This is a genomic window from Mucilaginibacter aquaedulcis (assembly GCF_030409325.1).
In the GTDB taxonomy this organism is placed as follows: domain Bacteria; phylum Bacteroidota; class Bacteroidia; order Sphingobacteriales; family Sphingobacteriaceae; genus Mucilaginibacter; species Mucilaginibacter aquaedulcis.
In genome coordinates, this window is record NZ_JAUFPR010000002.1 from 1,592,250 (window position 1) to 1,617,179 (window position 24,930).

Sequence of the window (24,930 nt, forward strand, 5' to 3'; positions counted from 1 at the left end):
TCAGTTGTTGTATAAAGAAAACGGCTATCGTTCTTATTATTTTAAACACGCCGTTTCGTTGGCAGCCATTCCCTGTTTTTCCCGTATCGATACAGCCTTCTGATATCAATTCACCTTATAATCATATATATACCTTCCCAATGTTCCGTTGGCATCTATACCTTCCAATGTTACTTTATAAGTCCCCTTGTTGTCTGAATTAAAATATTCAAATGATGCTTTTCCATCCTTTACAATAATGTTCGGATTCCAATAAACGGTTGTCTGACGATCTGCAGTTTTCCCGCCCGCGTAAAGGCCACTGTAATTTGGCACGTAAAATTGCCTCGCCTTATAGTATCCTTTAGGCATCGTCGTTACTATACCTCCCGAATAAGTATTATAGATTCTGCTTTTCGGTCCCTTGGAGGTGATAATCAGAACCCCTCCGCCCCCATACATGCCGTAAATAGCTGCGGTAGCTCCCTTTAGCACCTCCACTCCTTCCACATCCTGTGGATTGATCATAGACAGGAACGACGGTTCTACTCTTGTGCCATCGAAGATAACCGTCATCGGTGTACGGGAAGTTAGCGAAGAATGCATACTTCTGATTAAGAATGCCATGCTGTCCTGTATAACCAAGCCAGCCACTTTTCCTTGCAGACACTGATCTAAACTAACACATCCTTCCAACTGATCCGCAGTGATAATTTCATCGGCCCGACCCGCAAGGTTTGATGATCCTTCGATCGTTCTGGCCCGGCGGCCAATAATTTTGACTTCCGAAAGCGCGATGTTTTTAGGCAGCGCATGGAGATGCCGAAGAACGTCAAACCGTTCACGATTACTCTTCAGGTAAGCGCTTAATTTTTTATTGACATTTAACTCAGTTTCCGCCGTGTTTGTGTTCTCAGCAGGCGCAAGTTGCGCTATTCCGTCTAATTCAATATCTACAAACCTGTTACCCTTGGCGGTCCTGGCCTGTACAGCAAAGTGTGTGCTATCAGGGAAACTGAGATTTTTAAAGGCAAAACGCCCGTCTGCCTCCGTAACCGTATCCATCACAAGCAAACTTCCTTGTGACGATACCAGTGTTACTTTACCTCCGTGTACAGGCTTTTTGTTTTGCGTAACCCTGCCGCTTATGGTAATTCCATCTTCCGCATCATAGGTGAGGGCAGGGAAATTTCCGGTGAGAATTTTTTTCCAGGCAAATCTTCGCCAGCCCTGTGTCATCATCAGGTTATCTAAATGATATGCTTCCAGTGGGCTTTTTCCTGCAAAATAATAACCGGGTTGCTCTACATAGCCCTTAATATCGCCAGTCAGCAGGAGATTACTTACAATGCTGTTCCCCCCGAACGCATCTGCCTGAACTGTAGCGGCATCCGTTACAGCTACGGAAAAACTTCCAAACACCGGTTTGCCCGAACGGTCTTTTACATCCATATTCAACTTAATTTTTTCACCCGCACCGGAGGCGTGTAGCTCATTCACAGAAACATTCAAAAAGTCCTGGTGTTTAATAAATACAAGCCGTTCTGCAACGGGCTCGTATTGCTGGTTAAAAAGGGTAAGCTGCAGTATCCCTGTAGGAAAACGACTTTTTGGAATACTGGCGCTGAAAACAGCATGATCCAGTTTGTTTTTGGATACGAATTTTACTACCGAATTGCTCTGAGCAACCAGAACAACATTTCCTCCGGCCGAGATCATAGACGGGCTCGAGCTTATTTTCACCAATAGGTTTGTGGTGTCTGAATTATCGGCCTCTAATACAAACCCTGCTGACTGCGCCTGAGGTAACGTTATTTTTTTTTCTGAGCCATCCGGGAATTTGACGATGGCCGAGTATTGCATCCCGTTGACAGGTTGCAGCATAAAACTGCCCATTCCGGCATGTTCAGATTTAAACTCGCACATTTTTTTTTCATTGGCATCCATAATATAGCCTGAGATATTTTCACCTTTGCCATCGGGCCCGGTTGCCTTAAATGCCATCCTTGATCGGATTCCGCAGACCGAGGCTCCCCCTTCGGGAAAGAACTGAATATCCGTTGCCTTGGCCTCCGATCTCACCGGAACGCATTTATGAACCTGATGTTGTTTATCTATCTCCAAAACGGTATTTATACGCCCTGATATCAGTTTCCCCGGCAGGCTGCCAGGGAAACTGATATGTATATTCCCTTTATCGTCTGTCATAGCTTTACCTTTGACAATATTTTTCTGTCCCAATTGTACGTCATAACTTACTTCCCGACCGGCAAATACGTTTCCATCCATATCGGCATAATTGATGGTGGCATCCACCTTCGGCGACTCATGGGTTTCATATACATAATTTACAGTGGTGACGACATTGCTCGAAATCGCATTTCCTATCTGAATGGTTTGATTAAAAAAATACGCTTCATCAAAATTGCGCATGTAATTGGTGTAAGCCCTGATGCGATAATTCCCTTCCTGCAAGGTATCGGCTAACTGAAAATCTCCCCAGGAAACTCCTGCCCTCAAAGGAAGACGAAGGCTTTGCTGAATAACGTTTTGTTCATCAATCAATTCAACGTTAATAACTTTACTTAAACTTGTTAACTGATGCGATTCTGCATTCACCACATAGGCTTTAAACCAGATATTATCTCCTGTGGCGTAAAATGGTTTATCCAAATGAAGATGTATCTTTTCCTGCGGATAGGTTGTTCTGAACTTCTCCAACGCGGCAATCATCATTTTAAGCGGTTCATCTTCGGTCACTGAAGCTATTGCTATGGCAAATACAAAAATCAAACTTGCTATTATGCCAAAATGAGCTCTCATTCGTTTATTCATAAGTCTGCCAGGTATGTCCCGTCCTGGTTCACCTGAATAGGTAAACTCAGCACGCTCGATGATTCTTTTTTAAAACGGTGGTTCCATGGATAAACAATAATACGGTCACGCCATCCCGGATATTGAAGATCTAGGGTCCCCAGTGGGTCATAGGGCATTTTAACGTGGCTGCCTTCAAAATAAGCATCCCTGAAAGGCATACAGATATTCTTCGGATATCGGTGCCCTTCCTTATGCACAATATAGCCTTCTTCTATCTGGTCATAAAACACCCAAATATCCACAAACGGGAACCGGTAATTAATTCCTGGCGTTTCATCTCCCTCATCCAAGAGCCAGCATTTGAAATATACAGAACTGGTTTTTGGAAAGATCATTGGACTGATACCCAAAATCCCTTCCTCCCTAATCAATGCGGCGAGTTTCGGAATCATCAAGCTATGCACCGCAAAATCTACATCATCATCCCATGGCATGATTCCCCCGTGCCTGATAGCCCCGATCAGAGAACCAGCATGCAGAACAAGATCAATTTGAAGGCGTGAGCAATAACCAGCCAAATAACCGATAATCTTCCGCACGATAGCGCTGTCCTGCTCCCTCCATCTACTATTGGTAAACAAAGCCTTTTTCAGGGCATTTTGGCGAGACAAGTAACTTGTTGATTTTAAATAATCATATTCACAAATAGCTAACTCGGTGTAATCCACAGTCAGGTCTCCGGAAATGGAAAGTGCTAAAATCGTCTCGTCCAACGGCATTCGGATAATATCATACTTCAACAATTTTTCGGCACCTTTTCTTGTCAAAAAGTATAAGGGACAGCCAACAAAGTAACCTAAAGTACTAGTACAGATTTCCGGGGTCTTATTTTCCTCATCCAGATTTAACCGGTTGTAGGGCAAAAACAGGTCAGCGTCTTCGGGTAGCTGATTGGCTAAATCCTCGATAAATTCATGGTCTGCTTTCAGCCTTACCTTGTCTTCACAAATCATGCAGACATCCCCTGCGCCATATTCAATAAAATGTTTCCATGTAAGATAATGGGCTTTGTAATAGTTGGCTTCAAGATCCGTCATCTTCACATCGTACATAGTAAAGAAGTATTCTTCGTCGAAAGAACAAAAAGAATTTTCACTGGCAGATGCAATCCTGCTGTTTCCAATTTCGTTGTAAACGTAAAAATCTTCATGATGCCCTGATGTAAGGAAGTATTTATTCATACAGCATTTTGATTACCTTTTATGATAACGGATTGTGAATGATAATAACGTTCTAAAAAGTGATATATAACCAGTTCATATTTTCGCTGTTTACCAATAAACAACCTGTTCATAAACATATGTATGTAACTCGGTAAAAGACTAAATAGCGCACTTTCCCGCCTTTCAGGAAGTTTTGAGAAAATTTTTCTGATAGTTGAGGCGTTCATAGAGGATCTGTGATTAAAGATGACTACACCTTCGGCAATTTCATGGTGTTGATCCATTTCCTGATTCATATGGGAAAAGATAAACCGCTGGTATTTTCGGTAACGTTCGTTAAGTTTCTTTTGAAGTGATAAGTGTCCGCCGAATTCAAGGAAAAAGCTCTTTTGTATATGGCCCGATAGTGCAAGTTTACCGGCAAGGTCAAATTCAAAATCGTTTAAAAGCATGTCTATCCCACGCATGGCAAACAGCATGCGGTATTGCTCACTATCGTCTTCAAGTAAACTGATAAATCTTATAACAGCAAGGCTGTCATGGAAAAATAGTTCTTCCGCTTCTTCGATCAGCACACCTTTATATCTTTCCAGTTCTCTGGAATAAGTGTCCAGGCAAACTTTTTCGATTACGCCGGCTTCCACATGCGGATTTAACAGCTTAAAGAATAGCTCCTGAACAACCTGCTGCTTTTTTAAATCGCTATTAAAAAAACGCAGACGTAAATGAGGTGACTCGTCCTTTTCCCTGTAACGAATAAAGAAAAAAGATTCAAACAACTGTTGACTAAGGCCATGCTCTATAAACGGGTTAATAACCGTTTTGAGCAAATTCTCAGCAGTTTTACCGCCACAGTAAATTTTAAAATATAGCCATTCGCTGTGTGGCGTAAAATTCCGTTTAACAAGGCCTGCATTAAAGTCGAGCCTGCTAAGAGCCTGATCGGCATGATTGCCTTGACCGGAAAAGATTGGAATAATTATTTCGTTTGTAAAAGGCTGTTTTTGATTGTCAGTAACCACAAAATTTTCCTCGTTTACAAGAAATTCTTCAATTACGAGGCGCCTGTTTCTTTTCAGGTAATGCAAAAACAAGCTTACCCCTCTTTCTTCTTCAAAGTCGATCAGCAAGTCGTTATCACGCTCTTTATAAACAACCCGCGATGGAATACCCCTTTTTGCACAATAGTTTTTCAAATAGGATAACCGTTCTGAACTTTCTTGGGGCGTACCTGTTAATTCTGTTTCTTCAATTTTCCATGTGGCTTTTCTTACAACTATATTTTTGTATACAACACGGGGTAAGTGGGGCAAAGTTGCTAAAAGCCCCCAATCCCATAAAACAGGGCTGGAAAAGCCCTGAAATTGTAAGTCACATAGAAACTTATAAATAGGCAGGCCTCCGGATAAAAAGTTGTGTGCAACCGTCAAACGCGGTATCACTTGTTTGTTATGTTTTTTACTGAAAAGTATAACGCTATCTTTCACCAATCGAATAACCAGGTCATCAATCGGCAATTGCTCTTCCAGGGCAATGCCTGACTTTCCAACATATGGGATCTCATATTTTCTGAATACCGGCCTTAAAAGTATATTGCCCACTCTCGCCTGGGGCAAATGAACAATCTCCGCAAATATCACTTCAGGTTGCTGGCTTTCTTCCTGGCGTATGATTTCCTGAACCGCCTGATTTATTTTTTCACATCCGTGTGCAAACCGCCCCATCAGCCTTGCTCCCGACGGTCCGTCAACTGAAGACAAAGAAAACAGAAAATTATCTTTGTTCAGTTTCTCATTTGCACGAAACAAGCTTCCCATTATATACATGCTATTGGGGTAGTTCGGTGTGCTTTTTTTGGGAATTATTCTATTCAGATCATCTTCGGTAATCTCAATTTGCCTGGCACCGGTGCTCAAAAAATGATGATACTTGTCTATAACATACCTGACAATATAGTCTACTTCGTAAAATGCTGAATCTTGTAATTCGTTTTCAGGAAGATTGTCTATCAATTCATCAAATCCGCTCACACCAGAATTTATTCCTGCATAACCTATCCCAATATCTGCATCCAGTGCCATCGCTAAAGGAACCTGCGCATCGCCGTATTTAGATTTAAATCTTTCCCTGAACGATTCCAGTTCGGGATTGCTTCTCTTTCTCGAAATTAACATTAACCGCGAAACCTGATCTACGATTTCTTCTACCAGAAGGTCCTCCATTTGATTTTGCATCATTTCAGGAAAAAGATCAACCTGAAACAGCTGCTTCGGAAAAGCAAAGGGTTCACTTCGCTCATACATTAGCAATTCTCGCAGCTTTTGTTCAACCTCTATGAAAAAATCAATGCCTGATCGGGGATTTGCTAAAGAATGACTTATATCCCTCATCTGCCGCTTTAGCTCTTCACTCTCCGGAACAATATCTAATTTATCAATAAGTTGATTGAAGGGTTCGCAGCCGGTGACGCAAGGCTCCAGTTCTGAACTCAATATTTTTTCCTCTATCAAACTAAGTATAAATACCCTTGCTTCATCCTCTTCCACATCTTCTAGTTCTCTTACCTCTGGAATCAATTCCTTGATTGTCGCACCATTCGACGCTCTTTTTAGTACGGCATGCAGATAGGGGTTCCCATTTACAGAACTCAGCTGATAGGTTCTCTTATTATTTAGAATCCTGTATTCTACATACCTGATCTTATCCTGCAAATAGTATAATGTGTTGTTCGTATAAAGTTTAACTTCTTCTGTTAGTAAGGATTGCGAGGTTATGGCTTCAGTCATTGCCGTGACAAAATTCATATCCAGTCGTACATGCCGTTTGTGTTCTTCGCTTTCTTTGAGAACCAGGCTTGTTTCAGCCCGGCCTACAGCGAGTAAACTACAGCCGGCTAAAGTGCCGTAAGGTGTTGCCCTTGTGCAACTCCTCAACCAATACTTACTTAAGGTTTCCGCTATTTTCCCACCGTTATTGAACCCTGTTTTACGCACCTCCGTCCAAAAATCAGGAGATGATAAATAAAGTCCCTCCATAAATAAAGGAGAATAGTTATGGCCGGAAAGCTGATATGCCAGGCGAACACTTTGTAACGGCGTTCTTAGGAGAACGAAAGGAAAGGGTTTAAAAGCTATCTCACGCATCTGTCAGTCATTTAACAGTAAACAATAGTCCCAGCTGAAATCTCCGGTTAAATAACTTAATAACACCAAACCTATCCCGGCTGCGCCTCCCAGTAGTCCGTAAACGTTCTCATACCGGGGAGCCGTATCAAAACGATACATCATGTAACCTGCAACTCCTTTCTCAAAAACCCGAAAATCAAGCGTTACGTCCAACCAATATTCAGCAGCTGATTTGAATACCTCTTTTTTCGTATAAAACCACATTTTATTATAAACATGAGCGATGCCTGCCGAACCATGGCAAATACAGGCATCCATGACTCCTGTATCTTTTGGCAGTCTCCTTCTGCAGGACCTTTCCAAAATATCTTCTGCGAACATTTTAAGTTTAAAATCGTTCAGTACCAAAGCGGCCTGATAAAGGGTAAAGCCGGTACCGATATCTCCATAGCACCATGCTAACCGGGAATCAGGCATAGCGCCGTACCTGTTATTTTTCACCATACTCGGAAAAGTGCCCTGTAAACTACCCTGGTAAACTAAATAACTGCTTATTTTATTCGCGATGTACCGACTCTCGTCAACACAAATACCCATGCTGATACACTGAATGCAAAATTTAAGAATACTCGGAACGCCATGCGCCAAACCCAGGTTTACGTCTTCCAAAACAACTTTTTTACCGGCAAAATCATAGGCTGCTAACGCACTGCCCTGATCTTGCCCGATGAGTTGCAGCTTAAGAATTTGAAATACCTGAGAAAAATAGTTTTGCCTTTCAGCGGGGTTTTGATATAGTAAATAATAAGCAATCCCTAACCCCCCATGTAAAAAATCATAATTACCTGCGTTCAAAAAGGTTAGGCTTGCTTCTTCAAGCATGGCATCTCTGTTGCAAATAGATGCGGTGTCATCATCATCCAGAACAGCCTCTTGCTGGTTCAGAAATCTGAAAAACCAGTTTACACCAGCCAGACCGTTACAAAACGTAGGATTTGCTATCGTAAAGGAATTTTCCGCAAGCTGCTGAATTTCCTCATGAAACTCGGTTAGCGCGCTGAGGTCACCGTATCTCTTTTGATACAAATATTTAAAAAGAAGAAATCCTGCATTTCCGCCTAGTAAAGAAAGTTTTTGATGTTGATGGCAATCGATCTCCTTAAACAGAGAATGAATGACTTCTTCTTTAAACATGTTATTAGTTACTGATCAACCGGCTATTAACAACAAAATCACTCCATAAGTCGGTCAATAACTAACCTGATACTATTGCTCTTTTTGGAACGTTTTCGAATTTTTAACGCATAAAAAATTATTTTCCGCACAACTGAACCCTGGATAAACAGTTTTCGCAAGTATCCTCGAACATCCCTGATTCACAAAATGGTGAACAGTTTAAGGTGTCGCATTCATCCAGAGAGCCTGATCCATAGGTGGGATCATCGCCTCCGCCACCTCTTATTTTTTGAAGATCTTGCCTTGATAGAGAAGCGATTTTTTCCTTTGATAATTCAAGCCTTGAGGCATTTAATTTGATTTTTTTCATTAGATATTATGTGTTTAAGGTTTAGTTTTAAAATGAATCGGGTAATAAATCACCGTTCCGGTTAAATCAACCAAAATGATACATAAAACGCCCGAATCATATTTAATTATGCAGCAATAATAAGAAATAATAACATCAAAAAGAGCAATTATTGAAATATTTTAATTATTTAATACTAATCGTATTTATACAGAACGGATTCATTTTCTGATTTAAGTATACCGGATTTAAACCCACCTAAACAACTATTTAATAATCAATATATTAAAGATTTATTTCTCCACTTACTAACTGTAAATGTTTGGAAAAACACAGTAAGGACAATGAAAAAGTCAGCGGTGCCCTTATTTTTATAAATTCAGATAATATATATTTAATATAATATTAATATTCAATTAACATAAATTGAATATTACCAGCGATAATACCTAGACCAACCTTCAACTCCTGACAATTTCAGATTACGTTACGCTCAAATATGTGTTAGATATTAGATTTGAAACCTGGTCGGTCTGGCTATTAGTAACGGAGATGAAATGCAAAAAGAAACGAGGACATATTTGAGCTTGATTAACCATGATGAACGGTGTCGTATTTTTTACCGCGATCAATTCCTTACAATGAGTCATTTCCATCTGCAAACCTGTGAAAAATCGTCTCCCCAATTTAAGTCTGTATTTAAAATGCAGACTAAACTATCTTGGTTTGTCGATGAATCAAAGGGGATCCAATCGATCATTGAGCTGAAATCCGTGCTCAATAACTTTAAGGTATAAACTATTTCTTCTGAGGAGTCTTTTTCAATTAAAATAGTTTCCAATTCTGCTTATAGTTTTCTGTGTACAAATCAACTAATGTCATGTCGTATTATTTTGCTTTAAAATGCCCTTTTGATAAAATTAATGCTTCGTCTGACGAAATTATAGGAGGAATGTTATTTTGTCGATTGATTATGGGCCCGACGTAGATAGCTAAAGGATTGTAAATCGATTTATTAAATTTTACTTCAAAAAAATGTTTATTTTTCAATAGTTTAACGGCATCTATAAGTATTAAATCAACATTAGGAAACATTCACCGCTAGAGGTAAAGCGCCGTCAGAAGATTGATGCCAGGACTGAGGAATTAAAGCAGTTGTATGGTGCTTTCTCGAGTATTCGGACATTTGGGGCAGATCAACGATTATAAGGATTATTTGGAAGGCGGACAGTTTGACGAAATTATTCGTAAGCAGTATGGCTGGCGTCCGGGGAAGATCAGTTACCATCTTTTTAATGAGACGGAAGCAGGATAAGGATGATAACCTGGAAGTTATTGAAAAGCGTATGAGACAGTTTGGCCAACAGTAAATTCATCTAATGCCCTACGATAAATTATTGGAGTATCAAGTAAAAAATATCTTGAACGTGTCGGTTTCTCGGAAATTAAGTAGTCAATTCCAGATTAGGACATAACTCCTTCGGTTTGGTCTATCCACTTTTCAACATGAGAAATTTCCAGATATCAGCACTATACAAAAGTGATGGTTGACTTGATGATTCCTACACCATTGCGATGCGATAAAGTATCAATCACAAATGTGGAGCACTACGGCAACGTTTCCGGAGCATAAATACCGAAAGGGCCGGATGGCAGATCTGAATATAAAATTTTTATAAAAGCGATGTCCTGACTGGAAAGATCATTATTCCAGGGCGTTGATGTTTGAGCTTTGATTAATGGCGCAGCAAATGAATAACACATAATAGAATCTTCATCGAATTTCAGCCAATTAACTTCGTTCCTGGCGTAACGATAAAAAATATTTCGTTCTACTTCAATACTGTCCCACGGTGGATCTTCGTAACGTTTGTCCATATAGTAAGCATAAACCTTACTCGAATCCCAGGGAATAGCCGAATCCGGATTTTGGTGTTCATGAACCAATCCCAAGGTATGTCCAAGTTCATGCAAAACCATTGCACGTCTCACTTTCCAGTTATAGGCCCGGTCGATATATCCAATTAATGTAGTCGCTGCGTCCTGTCCTAAATTTAAACAATCCCGTCCGACGCGTGATTGAGAAATTGACCCGGTGAATCGTATCCGAATATCTGCTGAATCCGGTGAATCCTTGTCCAAAAATTCAAATTGGATTTTATGCGTATTTGTATTTTCGATCAGGGATGAAGCATTTATCCACTCCTGTGCAAACTCCCGCACACAGCTTTGCTGAAATGGAGATCCGTTAAAGAATTTTACGGTTAATATTAATGCCTTTCCTCTAACTGTTGGCCAGACAAGAGCTTTTGGAGCAGCTGAAATAAAATTATTCTCCCACGGAGGAATTACTTTATCGGAATACACCTCCGTGCATATAGGAGGACCATTGAAGGCCTTTTCATGTTCGCAGCCAGCCACTGCGATGGATAAACCACAGTAAACCCCTAAGATTTTGAGCTTAACCCAGGTCATTTTAGTCGCATAATTAAATTCACAGGAGCACCTCCCAATAAAACACTATCCCGCGCCAGTAATTTACCATTTTTAAAAGCTAACTGTGCCAATACGTAATATTTACCTTCAGGAATATTCATAATACTGCCCTTCCCCGTTACATCCGTTTGGATTGAATAATTGCTGGCTTCACAGGTGTCCCTGGCAAAAGCTATCTTGGAGGTGAATAGGCAGAAACTTCCGCCGGCAATACTGCTTCCGTTGGCATCAGTAAGTTGGACTGAAAGGCTGGTTGACGGAGAAGACATAGCAGGCGGTTTCAACTTAAAGGTTTTCGATAGCAAATTCCGGGCAGTAATTACAATCTTGGCAGTATCACTATAAACCACATTGTTGATGGTCAGTTTTGCAAGTGCGTAATAAGTGTTAGGTGTAACATTAAAGACTGAAGCATGGCCAAGTTCGTCACTACTGATACCTGAATAATTCGAACCATCGCAAACACCTGTTCTCATAGCAACAGGAGAGGCCCCGAAACACAGCGCAGCGCCTTTCAGTGGGTTACCCTTTTCATCCTGGATTGTAGCCAACAAACCGGTTTGGTCCGTTTGCTGTAAAGAAGCCTGTAGAACATACTTTTCCTGTGGCAATTGTAACGCCGCTGATTGGGCGATAAATGTTGCTGTGGTGGTGACCTCCTTGTAAAACACAATATAAGTCTTCGCAGAATTCAGTTGCGTGAACTTAAAATACCCGTCTGCATCCGTTGTCGTGCTGTAAAGGAAATTAAGTCCATCGTAGTTTTCACTGAAGCAAATGTATACAGTTTTAGAAGCTAAAGGTTTATCAATCACATTCTGGGATAGGGTGTCTGTCAGCTGAAGTTTGCCGAATAGATACGCTGGCACGCCAGTGGGACTACTGTCTTTAAAAGTGTTGTATTTAGAGCATGCGATCACTAAAAGTAGCATAATCGCGGCTGCTGATATTAGGATTTTTTTCATATTAATTTTTTGCGGTCGCCCTTTTTATCAAAATTGCTGGTTCAAAATTTACCGAAATGAAAAAACCTGCTGCATTAATTCCGGATACCTTGTCAACAATTGAATTATTTAGCACCTTATACCTGACATTCTTATACCAGTGCCATCCTATGGTCGGCCGTATCCCGGGTGTGATGTCATAACTGAAGCCTGCAAAATAATTATCCAGAGGGTGAGAAAGGCTTAATCCGAAGTATGTCGAAAAACGTTCATTGAATGGCCCTAATCCTTTTCCCAATTTATTTAATTCACCAAATGGATAGATATGTGCTCCAGCGGTAAATTGAAAATGGTCACCCAGATCCGTTGTCGGCAGAGTACCATCGTGGGTAACATAATAGGTCGGAAAAGTATAAGCAAGGCCGACGCTAAAATCGAAGCGCTGAGTTTCGATAACATTACTGCGGCCACTGGCAACTTCCTTTGGTGTTGCGCCTTTCTCCTGCCCTGTAGCGGTTATGGTATAGGTCAAGGTGACAGGAGCCGAAGGTAATTTAAAATTATAGGTGAAGGTTACCAGTACAGGGCTCTTACCTATTTTTTCCTCAAATTTTTCGGGCGGTAGTGAACGGTTTGTAATGCGCACATAAGCTTCGGTAGCAATTAATTTTTCCTGTACTAACTTGAGCTGGGCATTTAAAAGTTCCACCTTCCTCTTAATTTCTTCTATATAGGCTTTGAAATTATCGGTCAAATGTTGAACCTCTATTTTAAACTCGTGAAGTCCCGAATCGTAATGAAGAAAATTCCTGTTATGATCCCATTTAATAAATCCCTCCATTTGAGCCAAAAAGTTTTTATTGTGGGTATCCCATCCTTCAGACACGTACCATGCTATGATCAACCGACGTTTATCCTCATCCTGATCTTTGCCTGTGAGCGGTATAAATTGGGTGCCAATAGGGATTCCTTCGATCAGCGCACCCGGAGGCTTTTGGGCATGCTGTGATTTGCCATTATCAAGCCATTCGGCTTGCCCTGAAGATGAAAAGCGAATCGGCACCGGAGTTGCCTCCGACGGATTCAATAGTGGTTGTAGAGCACCAAAAGTCGCTAGATTGGTGCTTATCAGGGTTTGTAGAGACAGCCATTGATTGAAGACCCCACCCAATATCAAACTGCCCTTACTCTGGTAGGCAAGGTCCTCATGACCTGGTACAGGAGTAATCGTCTGATCAGCAGGCACATTGTAAATAGCAAGCTTTAAGCCCAAGTTATTTTTAAGCTGTTCAGGCGCATCAGACAGAATCTTATAATAGTTACCATTACCCGGCTCGTTTTCCGCAGCATCATATTCTGCCAGTTTATAATTATGCTTGTCCTTTGAATTTATAATCAACAGGCCAAGACTGTTATAAATGATTTTCGTCGTCGCAAAGTTTTCCAGCGCGTTTGTTCCGTTCAATTCATCTTGCTTCTTCCTGAGATCTGCTGTATAAAATGTATTGGTTTCGGTCCCAGGATAACGGCGATCTGCCGGAGTAGTACCCAAGGGATTGATGACCGGAACTCCTCCTGAATACCACAGCCATTGCTGTAAAAACCTACTCTGACCTATCGCTCCTACCAAGGCACATTCTTCCAATTTGATAGCTTCCTGACGATTCTTCACGCAGACAATATCCTCATTCGTTAACTTGTATTTATTAGTTTTAAATTTGATGATATCAGACTCTAACTTTTTAAGTTGGTCGAAATTATTTTCGATCTTTTGCCACTCCGCAAGATAATTTGCATCCATTTTTCGGCTCGCAACGGGATCTGATTTCAAGCTATTGCGATAACGACCCAAAATAAATTGGGTTAGCAGATCATTTTTGGGCAGGTTAAATGAGAGCAGATCAGGTGATAAGGGACCCGCTATTGGTTCAACAAATAATGGATGACGTTTCATAGCCTCCAACTGCTCATAGTCGAATAGATCCGGATAAACAAAAGGAGTCTTAATGCCATCATTTAAATAGGCTTGCATATGCCGTAATTCCGAATAAAACCGAGATGCAAAATCCTTGCCGAATAACTGCGAATAAATGGCTGTAACAGTCTTCTGATCGTGATCAATATAGGCTATTGCGGCATTTATCCGTTCGAGTAACTGTTTTTTAATAACCTCGTAGCCCGCTTCATCTAAAGTCCCTGGGTTAAATTTAACGACAGTGTTTGCGACATATAATTCATCATTACTGTTTGGCGGAACATAGTGGCCATTAGCATCAAACGTCTGACCTGTCGCCCGGAAGGAACAAAAGACCGTATTTAATAAAGCAATCAAAAAAAGAAAACAGGACAACTTCATAGTGTGAAAGATGAGATTAGGGTGTGCGGCAACCAAGCTTTTCTGAGCTGCGGAATAAAGCTATACTAACATATTATTATACTTAGAGTAATTAGACTACCATAAATATAGCACACTAAATCAACATGTTATAAAAAAAATAATAAAATATTTTTGTTAGATTTTTATTAACGAAAACCTAATAGAAAGCAAATTTCGGGCAATTGCCACAATAGCTTAGGATTTAAAAAGCTTTACACTGTAGTAATTATTTTTATGAGATTTATCTGTTCACCGAGTATGCAAGTCAACAAATCTTTACTTTCGCTAAGGCGGTCGATAGTGTTACGAATAGCCTTGTCATCCATTGTATTTCTTGTCTGATTTTATCCTTTATGACAGACATTGGATCCATTCTTGGTTTCGAGCATAGCAAATAGGCCCTTGCAATGGTTATCCTGGACAAAGGATGGAATTGTTTTATGAAGTAAAAAAAGCAAAAAAGTTAAATACAATTTTCGATTCGTGTATTAGTGGATTTATTTGGAAAAACTTCAATATTTTTGAGCTCTGAAAAAATTGAGAATACTACACGCCAATTGCCACTACCGTTGGTTTTCAGAGATCGAATTGAGTTATCGGGAAAATTATTGATGTTATTAAAGACTGAATCTTCAGTAAAATGCATTATTCCTTCTACAATCACACCTAAAATTTTGGCAATCTTTTGTAGTGCGTCATCCTTCATATCGGTCCTCTGTTCAATTTTAGAAATAGTTATTGGCTAATGCCGAGTTCCGCAGCTAATGTTTTTTGCTTCATTCCGCGTAACTCTCTTATTTTACCGATTTTGCGGCCAATGTGTAATTTAGGTTCTGATATAGCTAATTTATTAATAAATATAGATGTAAAAAATAACAAAGCCATTGTAAAATACAATTGAAATGGCTCGATACTGAACCTGAAACTTAGCACTCTGATTGCCCGTTAATACTACCAGATGAAATGTAAATTCTATGCAGGAAATTAAATTACCAAAATAGAATACGTTGAACAGCGATCAAAGTATCGTTAAACCTTTTCCCGGCTAATTAGTTATTATTACCTTAGTCACGAGGTTGTCATCGCAATACAAACCAAATCAACGAACATATGATTACTTGCGATAGCATTGTCAAATACAATAAAACTTATTTAGCTAACAGGCAACCAGGAGATCAATCAATAAACCGCCTGGCACCGATATAAACATATGATTGTCATCATGCCGTTGCCGGAAACTTTGAATCTCATAATAAATCGGCAGCAATAGATTACAAACATGATTTTGCTGAAATAATCAGTCTGCCAAGCGTTTTTCAGGAAAAAAAATCTTTGATAGGGATGTCAAGCGCAGTGCTGAGCGCTCCAATGGTGCTTAAAGTCGGGTTGATCAATCCCCTTTCAATTCTACCAATTTGTGATAGCGGCATATTGGCCAGATTTGCTAATATCTCCTGTGATAAGCCCTGAGCGTTCCGGAATTCTCTGAGTTTTAATCCAAATGATTTGATAAGCCGCTCATCTTTGATATTGATCACAAGATCGAAAATGAGGCATATATGTATTTTCTATTGACGCATATATGCGCTATTTAAATATTTTTATTATTTTCATAGCAGATTAGTTTATAATAATCAATAAAATCCAAAGGCAATGGAAATTGCGGTGTTACTCGAATCTTCTATCCAAACACTTGAATTCAGCAATGAATTCAAACAGGCAAGCAGTGAAATGAAGTTTGCCCGTGTCAGGGATATTATAGAGACAAGACCAGAAGAGCTGTTTTGCAGGAAAGGCTTTAGTTACACGTGGTTAGGGGAATTAACCAGCTTTCTTATGAAACACTCCATATTACACCTGCTACAGCCAGCAGGGGGAAAAAACCATTTCTGAGGTTATCCAGCAAATTTTGAATAATATCCATCACTCTCCGGGCCGTGGACTGAGAGATGCTGTAATATTCTTTGCTCAGACTTTTTTCGGAAATATCTTCCTGCATTTTTGAACTGAAGTTAGCGGAAATCAGTCGGAAAGTATCTGCCAGCGCGTTATCCGAAATTACCTTACAACCATGGAATATGCGAATAAAACAAGCAATCTGTGCCACAGAAAGGTTCAGCGTTATCTTTTTTTTCGGATTAGCGGAAGACGCGGCCTGGGTATGGGACCCTTCACTCATCACCTTCTCAATCTGTTCATCCAGCCAATTTTCGAACATTACCGATAATGAAGGAAATTCAGGGAGACATTTTTTTGTCAGTCGATTTGATAACAAGACGATTTCGATCTTTTTTTCCCTGAAAAAGTTGACCCGGTTCTGTAGCTCAGTCATTTCCGAACAGCCATGCAAAATCTTATTACTTTCGTAAAAAAAATAATCCAGCCGGTTAAACTCCAGCCCGTTGAGCACAATCTCCAGTTCCCCGTCCTCAGGAGCTCCCGGAGAAAATAACGAAGCTATTTTTTCCACGAACAAGGTAAAATATCCGATCGCATAATAAGTATAGAAACCGCCATATTCAGCCTGCCGCGACTCCTCGAAGTACAACATCAGGCTATCCTTCAAAGCCTGATCTAAAGTCGCTTCAGCAAGCCGGTTAACCAGCTGTGAAAACTTTTGCAAGTGCGGATGCAGCCTGGTCTTTCGTAAATACAAAGGACTGTTTAACTTATCATTGAAAAAAGAAGCATGGTGATTTTGAATATGTACAATCAGTGAACAGATGTATTCATTCATCAGGGAAATATCGCCTGCAGCTTCCGGTCCTACATCGTTCGTTTGTAAAAAAAAGAAGAGGGAATCGGAAATTTCCCGAATCCCTTCCTGATGAAAATCGAAATAACGTTTCAGGCTGTGATCACCAGACTCTGAAAAAAAAGCACTTAACCAGGAGGCCTGAATTTCTTTACAGACCTCGTGAACATTACGGACACATTCTGATGGATTAACGACCGTCAGTACGTCTGCCCCATTTGCCGAAGAAACAAGTTCCCGGGTCAGGTTTCTCAGTGGTTCAAGTTCATCCTGCAACATTACTTCTTTCGTTTTTTGATCAAATAAAAGCTACCTGTTATGAAAATGGGTAGTCGTTAAGATCGTGATGGTTGTCGGTTCCGTCTCCGGTTGTTTGGAAATACCGGCATTTGCATTGAATGGTGTAATAACTCTGATTTTCCGGTTAAATGTTTTGTTTTTTGTTCTCATATATTTATTTTTTTATTAAATTATACATAAAAATACTTCCTACAGCATCTGCTATACGAACGACGTTAATTATTATATAAACGACAATATTTTCCATGAAAATAAAATCCATCAAACTGAATCACCTATTTAACAGAGCGCTAATCGTACACGGGCTCTGCTGGGCGCTGTTTATTTGTTATGAAATCGCCGGTTTATATTATAGCGGGGTACACCTGGAACAAGGTTATATTTACGTATATTATTACAGCTTAAATATCGCCTATTTCTACCTTTTTGTACGTATACTTAACTTCATTTTCACGAGCGATAAACCGAGTTATTTTCTCGGCTTCTTCCTGCTTATGCTGCTTTTCACCGGCAATCTTCTGGCGAAACTGGCGCTGAATAATTTTCTTTATACCCCCAGGATTGATCTGCGGAAGTTCGATAAGCAAACGCAGTTTTTTGTCGTTTCCACACTGATAAGGACAGGGTATTATACTATAATTGCGCTTTTTTACTGGGCTGCCGGACATATCGCCTTTTTTCGCAAGCAGGCCCTGGAAGCGGAACGTGAACGCCTGCTTGTTCAACAGGATAAGTCAGTGATTGAGCTAAAGTTATCCGAAACCCGCAATGCTTATCTGCAACATCAGATCAATCCGCATATGTTGTTCAACTCACTCAGTTTTGTTTATACCAGCGTACTTCAGCAGACACCGGAAGCGGCCCGCTCCATCATGTTACTTTCAGACATGCTTCGTTTTTGTCTGGACGGCGCAGGTGAGGACGGCAAAACATCCGTAGCAGCGGAATTGACGCAAATCAGTAATCTAATCGAGATCAACCAGCAGCGGTTTAACGGAAAACTTTTTCTAAACATTGAAAAATCAGGAGATTTGGAAAATTACAGAATCATACCGCTCATCCTGTTTACCCTGGTGGAAAACCTTTTCAAACACGGTTCTTTGAAAAACCCGTCTCATCCTGCTGTTCTGCGGGTACAGATAAATGCGCATGGGGAACTGTCATTTTTCACGTACAACCTAAAAAAAGCAAAAAGCCGGTTCGCCAGAAGCACCAGAATCGGTATTGAAAATATCAAGAAACGCATGGATTTCGCTTATCCGGGGAGATATCACTTGCACCTGACAGATCAGGAGACTTATTTTGAAACCCAATTATTTATAGCCTTATGACCCTGACGTCTTACATTATCGATGATGAGCCGCATGCAGTAGAGTTATTACGCAATTTCGTAACCATGACACCGGGGCTCGAACTTGCGGGAACGGCTACCGATCCGCTGGAGGCGCTGACCATTGTATCTTCCGGCATTCCGCCGCAATTGATTTTTCTGGATGTAGACATGCCGGAATTATCGGGACTGGATTTTGCGGCACTCGTAAATCATCGGTCCATCATCATTTTCGTAACCTCGTACCGTGAATATGCACTGGAGGCATTCGAGCAACAGGCTGTGGACTATTTGCTAAAACCCATCAGCTACGAACGGTTTTTGAAATGCATTCAAAAGATCAGAAGAAATATAAATTTTGGCGGCTCAGCGGTCCCTGGTGAAGGCACCTTCCTTTTTGCCAGGGGAGGCGTGGGTAACAAATACATTAAAATAGACTTTAATCAAATCAGCCACATCACCGCTGCGTTGAACTACGTTGAAATTCATATCAAAGAACAGAGCGTGATAACCTATATGAGCATGACGGATATTTTGGAAAAACTGCCGGCCGCCGATTTTTCCCGGATCCACAAGTCTCATATCGTCAACCATCATTTCATTGCTTCATTGGATTACGGATACCTCACGACGAGGACCGGAAACGCGCTGCCTATCGGCAGAGTATTTCGCAAGGAATTTCATCAAAAAATGAAAGCTTCGTTCTCCGGCGGCAAATATGACGAGCGGGGATGACTCATTTTCTCGCTCTTTCCGAAATCAGGTGCTTCTGAAGGCAATGATATACCAGAAACTCCTGCTCCCGCGGGTGATCACGGAAAGCGCGGTTGAGGTGCATATGGATCAGGTCAGCGAATAAACCCGTTTTTTCGATACTCGTTTTTGCCTCGGCGGCGTTGGTGATGATCCTGGCGACGGTTAACAGCTTCTCCAGCTCCTGAATGCACGCTTGATTCAAACCGACAGAACTGCCGGGCAGCTCCATTGCAGCAACCAGATCCGTTCTTAATACCCGGAACCTGGCGTCCATATCTACTTTGAGCAACTTAGCTCCTCCAAATTCGGAAAAAAAGCCGGTTGTGACCTGGCTTAAAAATCCGCTACGCTCCGATTCCACGGGCAGAAAAACAACAAGCAGGTGATAGGTCACCCAAAAAGCAGCCTGGAACTCCGACAGCGGGACACCTTCATTTCCCGTGCCTAATTCAAGCACCAGATTACTGCTCGCCTCAAAATAGCGCTCTACCTGCCCGATCAGATCGGTGCCATAACGTTCCAGCTCGCGATGATAAGAGTCCACCTGAAACGCTTTGACCAGCTCCCGGTAAGTCCCCTGCCTGAGTTCATTTTTTAAATTTATAAGTAAAGACCCGGCATGTCCGTCTTCGACCATGAACCTTAAACGGAGGTGGTAGCCGTTTTCCTGATACCGTATAAAGAACCATTGGTTGATACCTCCTTTATTTTTATGTAAAAACTCGCGGATCAAACCCGAAAGGAGCTGGTCCGAAGATTCCGGTGTGCAGAACAGCTTAACATACAGCCATTCGTCACCCGGAAAGAAATAACGCGGGATTTTAGTTCCTTTCTTTGCTGTATTCCTGCCTTTTAAACTGTTGTAGATGGTCCTGGAATGACTTAAAAATGCGATCATCTGACCGGCTACGGGCTTATTTCCGGTCCTAACGGACCGGTCCGGTAAAAGATATTCCTGAACAGTGAGTGTTTTTGAGCCGGCGATCTGCCGGAGAAGAAATTCACATTCCCGCCTGTCCAGCAAGTCGAAAACCAGTTGCTGATCACCGGCTCCCACGCTTATCCTTTGCGGCAGCTGATATTTTTTCCGAAACGCGCGGAACCTGGCTGATATATCTCCCTGACCGTCATCCTCTAATGATTGTAGTGCGGCGCGGGTAAACTTCCACCTGGCGTTTGACAAAATAACATGGCCCGCGCAGACCCGCGGGTAGAAATCCATTCCCGGAAAAAACTGTTCCAAATCGAGAGACAATGCGGCATGCAGGCCCTGGTATTGCAGATCGCAAAGCAGGCGAAAAATCCCCAGCGGGTTATGCTGAAAGTTATAAGCGGTGGCAAGGCGCGGTATTACCCGCTTCCGAAGCCGCACTGATTCCAGCACCAGTTCTTCCTCTATGACCGACAGATAAAGGTCGTTCAGGTTTAATTGTGAATCATCCCAGGCACCGGGATAGGTATTGACGGGAATACCGTAAGGATAAATCTTCCGGCGCCTGTTAATGTTATCCGTGTGGAGATCCGAAAGCTGCAGGATATCTGCAAATGCGATGTCAGGGTGATATTCCTGCTCTTTTGCGGCCAGACTTTTGGCGAATTCCCAGGCATCATCGCCAAACAGGGAAAAACGACCGATCAGTGAGGTCCCGGAGGCCCCGCCGGCATTTTCCACGATCAGAAACTCTTCGCTCTTACGGTACATGATAGCCAGCGTGGGCGGCATATCAGCGGCATAACCGGGATCAGCTAACCCCGCTAAGTGTTCCGGCGTCAACTCCAGCGGCGCATAATGCTCCTTTGTCCCACCCTTCCAGACCTGAAACAGTAACTGGTGCACTGCTGTCCACCGGAGGGCGGCCTCTCCTTCTGTTTTTTCAGGAAACCGAATACCATTGAGCGCATGGCTCTCCGTAAACCCGCCCATCAGGTCGCCGTAGTTGATACCCGAGTCCGGATCCAATGCCTCCAGCAGCGGAACCTTCCGACGGTCGAAACGATCCCTGAAAGCCCTGATGAATGTTTTTAAGGCTGTTTGCTTTACAGGAAGCGCCAGTTTCCGTAGCACCTTTAAAGCCTCCCGCAGCGCTTGCTGGTCACCTGTATCCGCACCACCACTCTTAAGGGGTCTTTCCAATGCCGCATAAAAGGGCTGCACCGGCAACGGTTCGCGAGCGTGATCTGCTTTCTTCAGCAATGAGGCCCATCCCGCAAGGGATCCTATTCGACCCGGGGATCTTTTTTCCAGTTGGCTCCATAGTAGTTGATCTCCGCTTAAAAGGTGACGTCGACCAGCGTGATGATCCATGATCTGCAGGGTTTCCGGCCCCAGTATCAATTGCGCTTCCAGTAAAAAACCGATATGTTCTGTCGCTTCCGTTTCCGAACAACCGAAAAATTTTTCGATCCATGAACACAGATCCCGGGCAGACAACCGCTTTTTTTTGAAAAGAGCAACAATTCGGACGTAAAATAGTTCCGCTTCCAGGCTCACTACGTCAAATCGATATTTCCCTTTGTCGTCCGGCGTTGACCTGATCAGCCGGAATTCCCGGCCAAAACGATAGAGGGTTGGGTTGGCGACCAGTATCCTGTCCTGATCCTGGCGGAGCTGTTTGATATTTCCGGCATCTGAAAATTCGTTGCTGGGTTGGAGATACAAATTGGAATGCTCATCGTCCTGCAGGCACACTATATCACTATCCGCCCATTTGGCTATGGTAAAAGAGGCAAAACTGCCAAAAGGTGTCGGACGAAAACACATCCGGTTATAATATTTATATAAAGTATGCCGTTCCCTGTCCGTCAATTGCTCCCAGTCAAATCCCCGGGCCTCCAGTTGCCGGTAAAATTCAGGGCTGGCTAAAAAAATCGCATTACGGAATATTTGCTCACTGAGGACGGCCGCCAGCCTGGCGAAGTCATAACGGGCGAAACTATAAAACGACGCCCTTAAAAAGACCTCCGGTAAAAAAATATAATCCTCAATATCAACCATTTAAATTAAAATCATGGGGTATACTACCCTTTTCCAACTGTTTTGATATTTGCGGCTGGTCGTACTTTGTTTCAGCAATCGTAACCGATATGAAAAACATCATCAAAACTGCCGCCCCATCTTTGCTTATCCTGTTGTTCATCTATGCCGCTTCCAGTAAAATGATGCCCCCGGAAGCGTTCCGTGTGCAACTTTACAAGCAGCCCTTTCCACACTGGTTATCCGACATCCTGGTCCACGCGATTCCCCTGACCGAGCTGTTAACAGCCATCCTGCTGGCTTTTACCCGTACCCGGCGCACCGGCCTGGTACTTTCGGCACTGATGCTGCTAATATTTTCCGTCTACATCACCCTGGCGATCCTGCATTACTGGGCCAAGGTACCCTGCCCCTGCGGCGGCATCCTGACCCATACGCCCTGGAGCGCGCACCTGATCCTTAACCTTGGATTCGCTGCGATAGCCGTAACTGCTTTGCTGCTTGAACCAACACCCAACCATAACTGACCTCAACTTAAACCAACAGGGGAAGCCGAAAACCTGTGAACAGAGTAGGCCTATTTCTCACCTAAAGTTTTTCGTTCGCTTTTTAGCAAAACAAGCGTTCAGACACGATGAAAACATCAAAATCAGCGTTCATCGCACTTGCCTTCGTTTTAGGCATCGGCGGCGCATTCGCCACCAAACCGGCTCATGCCGCCAAACCGTTTGCTGCGCAATGGTACCTTTTTACCGGTACCCCGTCCCAGATCAATGATCCAAGCCAGTACACGCTGACGCCCGCAGATCCGGGTTGTATTGGTTCGGCAGACCGCTGCGCGGTGGAAGCACTTCCCAGTGCCACCAACCCCAATCAGCCTGACCTGGCTCATGTCAGCAAAATAGAGCAGGAAAACTAATTCCCGTTCTTTGGTTTCCTGAGGAAGGCCCCCGCCGGGGCCTTCCCTTTTTAATTCTGCGGAATACCCGTGTCATTGATCACTGCCTGTGGGATCGGTAAAACATACCTGGGGTCCCCCGGCGGCAGTTCATAGCGCTTCCCGTTAACTATTTTAACCAAAGTCTTCGCCAGCGACGGTTCCTTATTCAGGCGCCGGAGGTCAGACCAGCGCTGTCCCCGAAAGACCATTTCCTTCCTCCTTTCTGTTAGTACCCAGCCTAAGACCACGCCGGCGTCGGCACTGGCCAATGGCTGGTAGCTCACCGTCTTGTATCGTTTCTGCCTGAGGGCATTCAGGTCATCCAGCGCCTGGTTTATCCTGCCCGCGCGAACATTACACTCCGCCCTGACCAGGTACATTTCAGCCGTTGTCGGGCCATAAAAAAGCCTGCTGGTGGTTCCGTCATAACTTCCCCTGAAGTTCAGGTAGGTACTGCCCCTGAGCGGCACGAAAAACAAGATCCTGCGCAGATCCTCCGGCGCATAGGACGCATAAAAGCTCGTATCGACCAGGTAGCGTGTACCGGTGAGTATCGCGTCGGGGGTCATCGTGGTATGTATGATAACCTCGTTATTAAAGCGCTGGAAAGAGATCGCGGCGATGCCCGCAACCTGGTTGTAATCCAGCAAAGAGGCACCTAATTGTAAGCAGGAGTCCGCGTATAACCCGGCTTTGTCGTAGGCCCGCATGGCTAAATAAGTTCTTGACAGCGCCGCGTAAGCGGCTGCCTTACCCGGCCTTGTTTTAGTGATCACATTGACGGGCAACAGGTTAACCGCCGTGTTCAGGTCACTGATGATCTGCTGATAGGTCTGGCTGACCGTGGACCTGACGGATTTAATATTCAGGTCGGAAGATGCCCGGAGCACCAGTCCGGCATCGCTACCCGCGGTCTGCTCGTCATAGGCCTTGCAGAATTCCTGGGCAAGCTGCAAATAATCGTATCCCCGGAAAAACATCGCCTGTCCCTTGATACTTGCCCAATCCGCACCGTTTGTACCGTATTTGGTTATTCCTTCCAGCACTACGTTGGCCGTAAAAATACCGGCATAAGCATAAGACCAGTCATTTAAGACATTATCATTAAACAGGTTACGATCCCAGATATAGGCATTTCTCGCGGTGAGGTGCGCCGCGTTCCAGGTCGCGTCCGTCACAAAACCGTCGTCGGCCGCTAACGTGCCCGCAAAGGGCCCCAACACATTGAACTTGCCGGTATTGTCCATCATCGCCTGGAAATCGGCCACGGAGGAAGGCACCTGCAGACTCGACGAGGGTTTGATGTCCAGCTCTCGCTTACACCCCGCGAAAAAGAGTACAAGACCGGTCATGATCAAAAGTCTCCTGATGTCACAGGTATATATATGG

Annotated in this window: 19 protein-coding genes; 5 read left to right on the forward strand and 14 right to left on the reverse strand. The window is 42.9% G+C overall.

Annotated features, from left to right (window positions below; all coding sequences use genetic code 11):
- Window positions 1-105: 105 nt before the first annotated feature.
- The 5 genes from QWZ01_RS10955 to QWZ01_RS10975 all read right to left on the reverse strand — a co-directional run bounded on the left by QWZ01_RS10955 (window position 106) and on the right by QWZ01_RS10975 (window position 8,690).
- A complete protein-coding gene (locus tag QWZ01_RS10955; protein ID WP_290323362.1) occupies window positions 106-2,802 on the reverse strand; it encodes a TonB-dependent receptor plug domain-containing protein in 2,697 nt (898 codons plus the stop codon).
- 8 nt (window positions 2,803-2,810) lie between these two features.
- On the reverse strand, window positions 2,811-4,037 hold the full coding sequence (locus QWZ01_RS10960) for a LicD family protein (protein ID WP_290323363.1): 1,227 nt from the start codon (window positions 4,035-4,037) through the stop codon (window positions 2,811-2,813).
- Entirely contained in the window at window positions 4,034-7,162 is a 3,129-nt protein-coding gene (locus QWZ01_RS10965; RefSeq protein WP_290323364.1) for a lantibiotic dehydratase, read from the reverse strand. The genes QWZ01_RS10960 and QWZ01_RS10965 overlap by 4 nt, the downstream gene beginning before the upstream one ends.
- Window positions 7,163-7,165: 3 nt before the next feature.
- Window positions 7,166-8,230, reverse strand: coding sequence for a lanthionine synthetase LanC family protein (locus tag QWZ01_RS10970; RefSeq protein ID WP_290323365.1), 1,065 nt, complete (start codon window positions 8,228-8,230; stop codon window positions 7,166-7,168).
- A gap of 226 nt (window positions 8,231-8,456) precedes the next feature.
- On the reverse strand, window positions 8,457-8,690 hold the full coding sequence (locus QWZ01_RS10975) for a class I lanthipeptide (protein WP_290323366.1): 234 nt from the start codon (window positions 8,688-8,690) through the stop codon (window positions 8,457-8,459).
- A 1,138-nt stretch (window positions 8,691-9,828) separates the two neighbouring features.
- Here QWZ01_RS10975 and QWZ01_RS10980 point away from each other — a divergent pair.
- Window positions 9,829-9,984, forward strand: coding sequence for a hypothetical protein (locus tag QWZ01_RS10980; protein ID WP_290323367.1), 156 nt, complete (start codon window positions 9,829-9,831; stop codon window positions 9,982-9,984).
- Between the two features lie 293 nt (window positions 9,985-10,277).
- Here the strand turns inward: QWZ01_RS10980 and QWZ01_RS10985 are convergent, their stop codons facing one another.
- From QWZ01_RS10985 to QWZ01_RS11015, 7 genes are all read right to left on the reverse strand, one after another.
- Window positions 10,278-11,144: a zinc metalloprotease gene (locus QWZ01_RS10985; RefSeq protein WP_290323368.1), complete on the reverse strand. Its 867-nt coding sequence runs from the start codon at window positions 11,142-11,144 to the stop codon at window positions 10,278-10,280.
- A complete protein-coding gene (locus QWZ01_RS10990; RefSeq protein ID WP_290323369.1) occupies window positions 11,141-12,130 on the reverse strand; it encodes a collagen binding domain-containing protein in 990 nt (329 codons plus the stop codon). The genes QWZ01_RS10985 and QWZ01_RS10990 overlap by 4 nt, the downstream gene beginning before the upstream one ends.
- Window position 12,131: 1 nt before the next feature.
- The gene (locus QWZ01_RS10995) at window positions 12,132-14,465 is read right to left on the reverse strand and encodes a hypothetical protein (protein ID WP_290323370.1); all 2,334 of its coding nucleotides are present in this window, start codon (window positions 14,463-14,465) and stop codon (window positions 12,132-12,134) included.
- A 484-nt stretch (window positions 14,466-14,949) separates the two neighbouring features.
- The gene (locus QWZ01_RS11000) at window positions 14,950-15,192 is read right to left on the reverse strand and encodes a hypothetical protein (protein WP_290323371.1); all 243 of its coding nucleotides are present in this window, start codon (window positions 15,190-15,192) and stop codon (window positions 14,950-14,952) included.
- A 29-nt stretch (window positions 15,193-15,221) separates the two neighbouring features.
- Window positions 15,222-15,371, reverse strand: coding sequence for a helix-turn-helix domain-containing protein (locus QWZ01_RS11005; RefSeq protein ID WP_290323372.1), 150 nt, complete (start codon window positions 15,369-15,371; stop codon window positions 15,222-15,224).
- Between the two features lie 431 nt (window positions 15,372-15,802).
- Entirely contained in the window at window positions 15,803-16,024 is a 222-nt protein-coding gene (locus QWZ01_RS11010; RefSeq protein WP_290323373.1) for a helix-turn-helix domain-containing protein, read from the reverse strand.
- A gap of 296 nt (window positions 16,025-16,320) precedes the next feature.
- Window positions 16,321-17,520, reverse strand: a complete 1,200-nt coding sequence (locus QWZ01_RS11015; RefSeq protein ID WP_290323374.1) for a hypothetical protein — start codon at window positions 17,518-17,520, stop codon at window positions 16,321-16,323.
- A gap of 266 nt (window positions 17,521-17,786) precedes the next feature.
- Between QWZ01_RS11015 and QWZ01_RS11020 the strand changes: the two genes are divergently transcribed.
- Both QWZ01_RS11020 and QWZ01_RS11025 read left to right on the forward strand, forming a co-directional pair.
- Entirely contained in the window at window positions 17,787-18,872 is a 1,086-nt protein-coding gene (locus QWZ01_RS11020) for a sensor histidine kinase (RefSeq protein WP_290323375.1), read from the forward strand.
- A complete protein-coding gene (locus tag QWZ01_RS11025) occupies window positions 18,869-19,606 on the forward strand; it encodes a LytR/AlgR family response regulator transcription factor (protein ID WP_290323376.1) in 738 nt (245 codons plus the stop codon). Before QWZ01_RS11020 ends, QWZ01_RS11025 begins: the two co-directional genes overlap by 4 nt.
- A 1-nt stretch (window position 19,607) precedes the next feature.
- Here QWZ01_RS11025 and QWZ01_RS11030 read toward each other — a convergent pair whose 3' ends face one another.
- Window positions 19,608-22,622: a lantibiotic dehydratase gene (locus tag QWZ01_RS11030; RefSeq protein ID WP_290323377.1), complete on the reverse strand. Its 3,015-nt coding sequence runs from the start codon at window positions 22,620-22,622 to the stop codon at window positions 19,608-19,610.
- An 89-nt stretch (window positions 22,623-22,711) separates the two neighbouring features.
- On the opposite strand from QWZ01_RS11030, the gene QWZ01_RS11035 reads away from it, so the two are divergent.
- Window positions 22,712-23,128 carry a MauE/DoxX family redox-associated membrane protein gene (locus QWZ01_RS11035; RefSeq protein ID WP_290323378.1) on the forward strand — a complete coding sequence of 139 codons (417 nt, stop codon included), beginning with the start codon at window positions 22,712-22,714 and terminating at the stop codon, window positions 23,126-23,128.
- A gap of 107 nt (window positions 23,129-23,235) precedes the next feature.
- The gene (locus QWZ01_RS11040) at window positions 23,236-23,520 is read left to right on the forward strand and encodes a DUF6520 family protein (protein WP_290323379.1); all 285 of its coding nucleotides are present in this window, start codon (window positions 23,236-23,238) and stop codon (window positions 23,518-23,520) included.
- Between the two features lie 50 nt (window positions 23,521-23,570).
- Here QWZ01_RS11040 and QWZ01_RS11045 read toward each other — a convergent pair whose 3' ends face one another.
- On the reverse strand, window positions 23,571-24,893 hold the full coding sequence (locus QWZ01_RS11045) for a RagB/SusD family nutrient uptake outer membrane protein (RefSeq protein WP_290323380.1): 1,323 nt from the start codon (window positions 24,891-24,893) through the stop codon (window positions 23,571-23,573).
- Window positions 24,894-24,930 lie beyond the last annotated feature (37 nt).